Annotated in this window: 9 protein-coding genes; 3 read left to right on the top strand and 6 right to left on the bottom strand. The window is 57.2% G+C overall.

Going from position 1 to position 9,451, the window contains the following annotated elements:
- Together recQ and pldA are read right to left on the bottom strand one after the other, a co-directional pair.
- The coding region (recQ, locus tag ACLQ7H_RS04875) for an ATP-dependent DNA helicase RecQ (RefSeq protein WP_411751694.1) at window positions 1-1,519 on the bottom strand (1,519 nt) is incomplete at its 3' end.
- 55 nt (window positions 1,520-1,574) lie between these two features.
- Entirely contained in the window at window positions 1,575-2,453 is an 879-nt protein-coding gene (gene pldA / locus ACLQ7H_RS04870) for a phospholipase A (RefSeq protein ID WP_411751693.1), read from the bottom strand.
- Window positions 2,454-2,655: 202 nt separating this feature from the next.
- Here pldA and ACLQ7H_RS04865 point away from each other — a divergent pair, with 202 nt between their 5' ends.
- Together ACLQ7H_RS04865 and rarD are read left to right on the top strand one after the other, a co-directional pair.
- On the top strand, window positions 2,656-3,126 hold the full coding sequence (locus ACLQ7H_RS04865) for a thioesterase family protein (RefSeq protein ID WP_411751692.1): 471 nt from the start codon (window positions 2,656-2,658) through the stop codon (window positions 3,124-3,126).
- 101 nt (window positions 3,127-3,227) lie between these two features.
- A complete protein-coding gene (rarD, locus tag ACLQ7H_RS04860) occupies window positions 3,228-4,115 on the top strand; it encodes an EamA family transporter RarD (protein WP_021807769.1) in 888 nt (295 codons plus the stop codon).
- Here rarD and ACLQ7H_RS04855 read toward each other — a convergent pair.
- The 3 genes from ACLQ7H_RS04855 to ysgD all read right to left on the bottom strand — a co-directional run bounded on the left by ACLQ7H_RS04855 (window position 4,107) and on the right by ysgD (window position 6,487).
- On the bottom strand, window positions 4,107-5,168 hold the full coding sequence (locus ACLQ7H_RS04855) for an AbrB family transcriptional regulator (RefSeq protein WP_411751691.1): 1,062 nt from the start codon (window positions 5,166-5,168) through the stop codon (window positions 4,107-4,109). The genes rarD and ACLQ7H_RS04855 overlap by 9 nt on opposite strands.
- Before the next feature lie 130 nt (window positions 5,169-5,298).
- On the bottom strand, window positions 5,299-6,249 hold the full coding sequence (gene corA, locus ACLQ7H_RS04850; protein ID WP_411751690.1) for a magnesium/cobalt transporter CorA: 951 nt from the start codon (window positions 6,247-6,249) through the stop codon (window positions 5,299-5,301).
- Between the two features lie 166 nt (window positions 6,250-6,415).
- The gene (gene ysgD, locus ACLQ7H_RS04845) at window positions 6,416-6,487 is read right to left on the bottom strand and encodes a YsgD/CorL family protein (RefSeq protein ID WP_411751695.1); all 72 of its coding nucleotides are present in this window, start codon (window positions 6,485-6,487) and stop codon (window positions 6,416-6,418) included.
- Between the two features lie 208 nt (window positions 6,488-6,695).
- Here ysgD and ACLQ7H_RS04840 point away from each other — a divergent pair, with 208 nt between their 5' ends.
- Entirely contained in the window at window positions 6,696-7,184 is a 489-nt protein-coding gene (locus ACLQ7H_RS04840; RefSeq protein ID WP_411751689.1) for a WbuC family cupin fold metalloprotein, read from the top strand.
- Between the two features lie 149 nt (window positions 7,185-7,333).
- Here ACLQ7H_RS04840 and uvrD read toward each other — a convergent pair.
- Window positions 7,334-9,451 (bottom strand): DNA helicase II (gene uvrD, locus ACLQ7H_RS04835; protein WP_411751688.1); only part of this gene is annotated, 2,118 nt, incomplete at its 5' end.

Below are 9,451 nucleotides of genomic sequence, written 5' to 3'. Positions count from 1 at the left end.
CCACTTCGCCACGCAGCACCGGGCGCGCGGCTTCGGTCAGTTGCAGCGCCGAATGCATCGCAATGTTCTGGGTGATAAAGCCCAGATGGATCAGTTGGCGCAGCACGCTGGTCCAGTGTTCGGTGGTCTGATCGCGGCCAATGCCGTACACCGGCAGCTTTTCGTGACCAAACTCCCGGATACGCTGGTTATTGGAGCCGCGTAGCACCTCCACCACATAGCCAATGCCGAAACGTTGCCCAACGCGGCCAATCGCCGACAGTGCCTTGCGGGCATCCTCCAGGCCGTCATAACGCTTGGGCGGGTCGAGGCAGATATCGCAGTTGCCACAGGCCTGCTGCTTACCTTCACCGAAGTAGTTCAGCAGCACCAGGCGGCGACAGGTTTGCGCTTCGGCAAATGCCCCCATGGCGTTGAGCTTATGGCGTTCGATATCCAACTGCTGCCCCGCCGGTTTCTCTTCCAGGCAACGGCGTAACCAGGCCATATCCGCCGGGTCATACAGCAGGATCGCTTCCGCTGGCAGGCCATCACGCCCTGCGCGGCCAGTCTCCTGATAATAGGACTCGATGTTGCGCGGAATATCGAAGTGCACCACAAAACGCACGTTGGGTTTGTTGATACCCATACCGAAGGCGACGGTAGCCACCACCACCTGCAAATCATCACGCTGGAAAGCCTCCTGCACCTGGGAGCGGCGTTCGTTATCCAGCCCCGCGTGATAAGCCCCAACGCTCAGCCCACGGCTTTGCAGACGTGCGGTGGTGTCTTCCACCTTGGCGCGGCTGTTGCAGTAAATAATGCCGCTTTTGCCGCGCTGGTCCTGCACGAAGCGCCAGAGCTGGTCGAGTGGTTTGAACTTCTCCACCAGCGTGTAGCGGATATTGGGGCGATCGAAACTGCTGATCTGGATCAGCGGTTCGTCCAGCGCCAACAGGCGAACGATATCCCCCCGCGTGGCTTCATCGGCCGTGGCCGTCAATGCCACTACCGGCATGGTGGGGAAACGTTGCTTCAACTGGCCCAGTGCGCGGTATTCCGGGCGGAAATCGTGGCCCCACTGGGAAATACAGTGTGCCTCATCCACCGCCAGCATCACCGGCGGACAGCTTCCCAACAGCTCAAGGAAGCTGTCCATCATCAGCCGTTCGGGGGCGATATACAGCATCTTGATCTGACCGCTGCGGCAGCCTGCCATCACCTCCAACTGCTGCTCCCGCGTTTGCGTCGAGTTATAGCAGGCGGCGGAAACACCATAGGCCAGCAGTTGATCGACCTGATCTTTCATCAAGGAAATCAGTGGGGATACCACCAGCGTCAGTCCATCCATCACCAGCGCCGGGATTTGATAGCACAGCGATTTACCCCCGCCGGTCGGCATCACCACCAGGCAATCCTGGCCGCCGATAATTGCGTTGATAATCGTTTGTTGACCCGGACGGAACTGCTGGTAGCCGAAGGTATCGCGTAATACCTGCTCTGCCAGCAACTCTCTGTTTATCACTGCTGCGGTTGACACACACTTCCCCATTTATCGCTATCACGGTGCCTGACTGACACCGTTATTACATAAACTACATAATATCGTTAAGCATGACACCAACACCCAGCCGTGTCTGCTTGAAGTTGTAATCAATCATCGATTCGCCGTAGCCGCTGAACACTTGGGTATAGAAACGCACATGGGTGGTTATTGGGTAGCTCCAGCCCAACTGTGCGCCACCAAAACCACTATTCCAGTTGTATTGGCCTTCGGCACTGAACACGCTTTCCCCCAAGGCATAGCCCACCGTCAGGCGGTAATAACCCATATATTTGGTGATATCCGGGTTATCGTCGTTGCTGTCGCTTTCCGAGAAGCGGAACCAGGGTTTTACCTCAACCTGCCAATCGCCGTTTTGCGCCATCAACCGTGCATAGCCGCGATTCCAGCTGCGTGAAGTAGGATCTTCACGGCCGTTGGACTCATGATTCAAACCCACTTCGATATCACGCAGCGTCCAGCCAGCAAACTTATACGCCGTCGCCCAGCCGACAAAAATTTGCGGTTCGTAGTTGGTTTCACGGAACGGTGAGGATTCGTCATGGTTGGAGAACTGCCACCAGGACCGCTGGGTGTAAGACGCCCCCAGGACCGAGTTCTCACCGGCAATGCCACGCCAGATCGGGAAGGCCAGGCTGAGCTGGAACTTCACCTCATCCTTGCGGGCATTTTCCGACCAGTTGTAGGATTTGATCGCTTCTTTATTCAGATCGCTGGTATCGGTATAGATCAGGTAGTTCGTTTCATAAGGATACAGAGTGAACGGATTATCATAGTGTTGCAGCATGTTACCAATGATGCTGCCACGAACCGCCGGTTTATTCAGATTCTTTTGCTCGGTGACCTCATTGGCCTGCACCACTAATGGCGCAAGCAACATCGCCATCACAATCCCAGACAGAACACGCATAATTTTGTTCACTCTCGAAAGATAAGGAAAAAACCAGAAATAAAAGCAGGCTATTTTACACACATTGCTGGTTTTACCGCACTAGGGAATACATTTATCTGCCGGGCCTGGAAAGCAACAAAAGATAAGCATAAAATCCACAAGTCATTAACCTGGACTGACCAGTACATCGGCTGGCAGAACTCAAATGAAGAAAGGAACTATGTCACACACTCTGTTAACCCTTGAAGCCGCCCGCCAGAAAATAGGCGAAATCTTCGTCTATCACATGCCGTTTAACCGTGAGTTGGGGCTGGAGCTACGCCGCTTTGAGGACGACTACGTTGAATTGAGCTTTACCAACCAACCTAAGCTGGTGGGTAATGCCGCCCAGAACATCCTGCATGGCGGCGTGATCGCTTCCGTCCTGGATGTTGCCGCCGGGCTAGCGTGCGTGGGCAGCGTGCTGATGCGCCAAGACCCGCTGATCGAAGAAGAACTGGCGACCCGTCTGTCACGTATGGGGACGATCGATCTGCGCGTCGACTATCTGCGCCCAGGCCGCGGCGAGCATTTTGTTGCTTCCGCCAGCGTACTGCGCAGCGGCAATAAAGTGGCGGTAGCCCGCGTTGAGCTGCACAACCACGATGGCTTACACATCGCCAGCGCCACTGCCACCTACCTGGTGGGCTAAGAGTACCAGCCGGTTGTGCTCCATAAACCACACAATTGTGGGACATGGCCGGTTATCTTCAGTAAAATCACCGTATCTCCTTTTCCCACCCGGTAACCGTCATGGACGCACAACAAACGCGACAGGGCATTTTCTTTGCCCTGGCCGCCTATTTTATTTGGGGTATCGCCCCCGCCTATTTCAAGCTGATCCAACAAGTCCCTGCCGATGAAATCCTCACCCACCGGGTGATCTGGTCCTTCTTCTTTATGCTGGGGTTGGTGTCATTAGGCCGTAACTGGCCGCAGGTGCGGGCCGCCTGTAAAAACCGTAAGCGGCTACTGCTGCTGGCCGTCACCGCATTGTTGGTGGGGGGGAACTGGCTGCTGTTTATCTGGGCGGTGAATAACCACCATATGCTGGAGGCTAGCCTCGGCTATTTCATCAATCCGCTGGTGAACGTGCTGCTGGGAATGCTGTTCCTGGGTGAGCGTTTCCGCCGTATGCAGTGGGTGGCCGTAGCCTTGGCCTTTACCGGGGTGCTGGTGCAGCTGTGGCAGTTTGGTTCGCTGCCGATCATCGGGCTTGGCCTGGCCTTCAGCTTTGCCTTCTACGGCCTGCTGCGCAAGAAGATTGCCATTGATGCACAAACCGGCATGCTGATCGAAACCCTGTGGCTGCTGCCGGTGGCCGCCATCTACCTGTTCCTGATTGCCGATAGCCCAACCAGCCATCTGAGCGCCAACCCCTGGTCGCTGAATTTACTGCTGGTTGCCGCCGGGGTGGTCACCACCGTTCCACTGCTGTTCTTTACCGCAGCGGCCACCCGCCTGCGCTTGTCAACGCTCGGGTTCTTCCAATACCTGGGGCCAACGCTGATGTTCCTGCTGGCGGTCACGTTCTACGGCGAGACCATCGGCCAGGATAAGCTGGTGACCTTTGGCTTTATCTGGGCGGCGTTGGTGTTGTTCCTGTTGGATGCCTTATACCAGCAACGCAAACTACGTTGATTGCACAGGCTGGGCGTGGTTAGAGATGAATCTGGCCATCGCCGGGCCGGTCAGCAAAATAGTCAACAGCCGCAGCGTCTGCATCGCCATCACAAAGGTCATATCAACCCGGCTGCCTGCGGCGATGATCGCCACGGTATCCAACCCGCCGGGGCTGGTGGCCAGGTAGGCCGTCAACAGATCGACCGGCAGGAACTGGGTCAACATCCACCCCAGCCCGCCGCAAAACAGCATCAGCGCGACAATCGATACCACCATCTGCGGCAAGGTGCGCAACGCCAGCAGGAAGATGGCCCGGGTAAAACGCAGCCCGACGCTCCAGCCAATCAGCGTGTAGGCCAGCGCCAGCAGCCATTCAGGCACCTGTAACGTCATGGTGCCGGTGGAATGTAATGCCGCCCCAACGATCATTGGCAACATCAGCGCACCGGAAGGAATGCGCAGGCGCGGTCCTAACCAGGAGCCGATAACGGCCACGGCCAAAGTACCGGCAAAGCGCCAGTCGAGGGCGGGGAACCACTCCAGAGCGGCGCTCCCATGCCCAGCCTCATCTCCCAGACCGATACGCGCTACGACCGCTGCTGCCGTAGCCACAAACAGTACGCGCAGATACTGCATAAACGCCACTAGCCGCACATCCGCGCCGAAATCTCCCGCCATCGCCACCATGGCCGATGCACCACCGGGGGAAGATCCCCAAGCACCGGTAGGGCCAGGCAGCCCACTGAAACGCACCAGGCACCAGCCGGAGACACCACTCGCCAACAGCGTCGCGATCAGTACCAGCAACACCAGCGGCCAGTCATCCAACAAGGGGGTAAGAATATTGGGCGAAAGGCTCTGGGCGATCATGCAACCCAAGATCGCCTGCGCCGCAATAAAGAAGGGGCCAGGGATGCGCACCGAAGCGCCGAGCAGCCCCATCGCGACACCGACAATCATCGGCCCCAGCAACAAGGCGGCAGGAACGTGGAAAGCCTGTAAACCAAATCCCAACACCAGCGAAGCCAGCAGCAGGATCAGCCATTGAATGACGCGCGGGAACTTCTCCATCAAAACGCATGCCTTACGAGCCGATAAGCAGTGAGGGTATTCTACCCCGGTTTAACAGGCGAAGGAGGGATCGTTGAAGATAAAATGGGGCGACGGTGCAAACCACCGCCCGAAGCGTCGAGAGCCGGATTTAAAGCCAGTTCTTGCGTTTGAAGTAGAGATAAGGGGCTAGCCCCGCCACGATCATCAACGCAATCGCCCCCGGGTAGCCGAACGACCAACGCAGTTCAGGCATAAACTCAAAGTTCATCCCGTAGCTTGAGGCCACCAGCGTCGGCGGCAGGAACACCACTGATACCACCGAGAAGATCTTGATGATGCGGTTCTGTTCGATGTTGATAAAGCCCATCGCCGCCTGCATCAGGAAGTTGACCTTCTGGAACAGCGATTCGTTATGAGGCAGCAGGGATTCGATATCGCGCAACACTTCCCGCGCCTGTTCCAACTGGCTGGTTGGTAGACGCGCCTTGCGCACCAGGAAATTCAGCGCGCGTTGGGTATCCATCAGACACAGGCGTACCTTCCAGCCGATATCTTCCAGCTCGGCCAGCGTAGACAGGGCCTCATCATATTCGTCGCCCTGGTGCCCTTCCATAATCACCCGGCTGAGCTTTTCCAGATCGCTGTAGACGTTTTCGATCTCGTCGGCCAGCTGTTCAATTTTGGTTTCAAACAGATCCAGCAGCAGCTCGTAGGCGTTGCCGTCCACCATTCTTAAATTGCGCGCCCGCATGCGGTAAAGCCGGAAAGCGGGTAGTTCGCGTTCACGCAGAGTATACAGGCGACCATCGCGGATGGTGAATGCCACGGTGGAGTTGCCCGCGTGATCTTCGGCGTCTTCGTAGTAGAAAAAGGAGTGGATATGCAGGCCGTCATCGTCTTCGAAGAAACGGGCCGAGGCTTCGATATCATCCAGTTCGGGGCGTGTCGCCAGGCTTTGGCCCAACTCATTTTGCACGCGCTCGCGTTCGCCTTCCTCCGGCTCGACCAGGTCAACCCACAGCGATGAGGTCAAATCATCTGAGTCATCCAACTCCAGACGGGATAAGCGGCTGTTATCTAATTTAAAAGCGCTTAGCATGTGCCAAAACTCCCTAATGGTAACGGGGTAGACAACGCATTGAAGCACAGAAAGCGAGGGAAGTATGCAATACCGGCTCGTTCCAGACCATGAAGAGATCTGACTCGGAGCGACGCTGGGGAGGGTCGCCGACAACCACGAAGGGTATCAGCGCAATGGGATAGCCTTAGAAGTTGTACCTGGTGTCCAGGTCTGTGAGCCAGTATCTACTGGGTGTGTCCAAGGCGTATGTCCTCATTGAGATTCGTGCGCGCATGTTACGCCGAGAAGAAAAAGCCTGTCAACCGGTTAGGCCGGATAATCGCGCAACAATTCATCACGCTCACGACCCGTTGGTAACACTCCCGCAACCTTCAGCGTACCTAATGGAAAACCGCGTCGCGATCTCTGACCGCGGCCAGGAATCTTGCTAAGATTAGCGCACAGAAATATTGCGGATTGACGAAATGAAACAGATTACCGCCCACGACTTGACGACCATGAGCGAACAGGCAGCCACACTGCCACGCCTGCGTGCCCACCGAACATTACATGAAGAGTTGAGCGATCCGGTGCAGCGCCTGGCAATTGCCATGGAGCCTGGCACCTATATTCGCCCACACCGCCACCCGCAGACCTGGGAGTTACTCACCCCGCTGCGTGGCCGTTTCGTAGTGTTGCAGTTCAATGACGAAGGCATGGTCACCCAACGTACCCTGCTAGGCGAAGAAACGAAGGTGTTGGAGATGCCGGCGTTTACCTGGCATGCCGTGCTGTCTGTCGATCCGGGTGGCGTGGTATTTGAAGTGAAGCAGGGCCCTTATCAGGCGCTCGGCGAAGAAGACTGTATGCATTGGGCGCCACCGGAAGGCGGCGACGGGATCGAAGCGGTGATGCGCTGGTATGCCACTGCCAAAGTGGGCGACCGCTTTTACCCATCGTCTTTCAAGCCGTAGCGTTGTTGGCTTCACGTAGTTACTCCAGTCACTTACTAAAGTAAGCTCCTGGAGATAACTACGCTTACCGCCTAGCTACGACTCGAAATCCATAGGGTAAATATTGAAGTTACAGATTGTTAGCTGTAGGGGCGAATCATGCTGTACTCCTACACCGTCTCCAGCTTGGCGTAGGCTGCTACCAGCCACTTGATACCTTCGCCCTGAAACGCGATCTGCAACCGGCTGTGTTCACCGCTGCCCTCCAGGTTGACGATGGTACCCTCGCCAAACTTGGCATGGCGCACACGCTGCCCAAGCTTGTAACCGGTGTCGTTTTCACTGATCGGCGTTCCCATCCGGCGGTGGCTCACCGAGCGGGAGACGCTGGCCCGCAGGCGCACCTCTTCCACACAGTCTTCCGGGATCTCACCGATAAAGCGTGATGGCCGGTGATACACCTCTTTGCCATACAGGCGGCGGGTTTCCGCATAGGTCAGCGTCAGCTTTTGCATTGCACGGGTCAGGCCAACATAGGCCAGGCGGCGTTCCTCTTCCAGGCGGCCACCTTCGTCCAGCGACATCTGGCTTGGGAACATGCCCTCTTCCATGCCGACGATAAACACCTGGCGGAACTCCAGCCCTTTGGCAGAGTGCAGGGTCATCAATTGAACCGCGTCCTGATAGGCATCTGCCTGCCCTTCTCCCGCTTCCAGCGCAGCATGGGACAGGAAGGCCTGTAACGGCATCAGATCCTGATCTTCATCCTGATAGCTGTATTGGCGCGTGGCCGTGACCAGTTCCTCAAGGTTTTCGATACGCGCCTGGCCTTTCTCACCCTTCTCCTGCTCATACATGATAAACAGCCCGGAATCGCGGATCACCCGGTCGGTTTGCACATGCAGCGGCATTTCGGCGGTTTCGTGGGCCAGTGAATCCACCAGCTCCAGAAAACGCTGCAGGGAGGACGCTGCACGGCCCGCCAGCACCTTATCTTGCAGCAGCGCACGCGTAGCCTGCCACAACGTCAGCTGGCGGTCACGTGCCGCCTGGCGCACCACGTCGAGGGTACGATCGCCAATGCCGCGCGTTGGGGTATTCACAACGCGCTCAAAGGCTGCATCGTCGTTACGGTTGGCGATCAGCCGCAGATAGGCCAGGGCATCCTTGATCTCCTGCCGTTCGAAGAAGCGCATGCCGCCATAAATGCGGTATGGCATGGCGGTTTGCAGCAAGGCTTCTTCCAGCACGCGCGATTGGGCGTTGCTGCGATACAGGATGGCACAGTCGTTCAGCGCGCCGCCGTTGTCCTGCCAAGACTTGATGCGGTTAACCACAAAGCGGGCTTCATCCAGCTCGTTGAACGCGCAGTAAATAGAGATCGGCTCGCCTTCGGCCCCTTCGGTCCACAGGTTTTTGCCCATGCGCCCGTCGTTATTGGCGATCAGGGTGTTGGCGGCCTTCAGGATGGTGCTGGTCGAGCGATAGTTCTGCTCCAGACGCACCGTTTCTGCGCCAGGAAAATCCTTCAGGAAACGCTGGATGTTTTCCACCTGCGCACCACGCCAGCCGTAGATCGACTGGTCATCATCCCCCACGATCATCACGTTGGCCTTACCCCCGGCCAGCATGTGGATCCAGGCGTACTGGATACGGTTGGTGTCCTGGAATTCGTCCACCAGGATATTGGTGAAGCGCTCGCGATAATGATTGAGGATATGTGGCTTGTTCAGCCACAGCTCATGGGCGCGCAGCAGCAATTCGGCAAAATCGACCAGCCCTGCACGATCGCAAGCCTCTTGATAAGCCTGATAGATCCGCAGCCAGGTGGCTTCCACCGGGTTGCCGTAGCTTTCGATATGCTGCGGGCGTAGGCCGTCGTCTTTCTTACCGTTGATGTACCACATCGCCTGGCGCGGCGGCCATTGCTTCTCGTCAATGTTCAACGCCCGCACGATGCGTTTCAGCAGGCGCAGCTGGTCTTCACTATCCAGGATCTGGAAGTCCTGCGGCAGGTTGGCATCCATATGGTGAGCGCGCAGCAGGCGGTGTGCCAAGCCGTGGAAGGTGCCGATCCACATGCCGCCCTGGCTGGTGCCAATCAGGTGTTCGATTCGGTGGCGCATCTCTGCCGCCGCCTTGTTGGTGAAGGTCACCGCCATGATGGAGTACGGCGAGCAGTTCTCTACCGCCAGTAGCCAGGCAATGCGATGCACCAGCACCCGGGTCTTGCCGCTGCCTGCCCCGGCCAGCACCAACAGGTTGCTGCGTGGCGCAGCCACGGCTTC

Origin of the sequence: Serratia sp. (in: enterobacteria), assembly GCF_046715635.1 — a bacterium.
Classification (GTDB): Bacteria; Pseudomonadota; Gammaproteobacteria; order Enterobacterales; family Enterobacteriaceae; genus Chania.
Note: the sequence above shows the minus strand (reverse complement) of the source record. Positions and strands in the feature narration are given on the sequence as shown.

Excerpts from the sequence above, each read along its gene's own strand:
- pldA (WP_411751693.1), bottom strand. The coding sequence starts at position 2,453 with ATGCGTGTTCTGTCTGGGATTGTGATGGCGATGTTGCTTGCGCCATTA.
- ACLQ7H_RS04865 (WP_411751692.1), top strand. The coding sequence starts at position 2,656 with ATGTCACACACTCTGTTAACCCTTGAAGCCGCCCGCCAGAAAATAGGC.
- rarD (WP_021807769.1), top strand. The coding sequence starts at position 3,228 with ATGGACGCACAACAAACGCGACAGGGCATTTTCTTTGCCCTGGCCGCC.
- ACLQ7H_RS04855 (WP_411751691.1), bottom strand. The coding sequence starts at position 5,168 with ATGGAGAAGTTCCCGCGCGTCATTCAATGGCTGATCCTGCTGCTGGCT.
- corA (WP_411751690.1), bottom strand. The coding sequence starts at position 6,249 with ATGCTAAGCGCTTTTAAATTAGATAACAGCCGCTTATCCCGTCTGGAG.
- ACLQ7H_RS04840 (WP_411751689.1), top strand. The coding sequence starts at position 6,696 with ATGAAACAGATTACCGCCCACGACTTGACGACCATGAGCGAACAGGCA.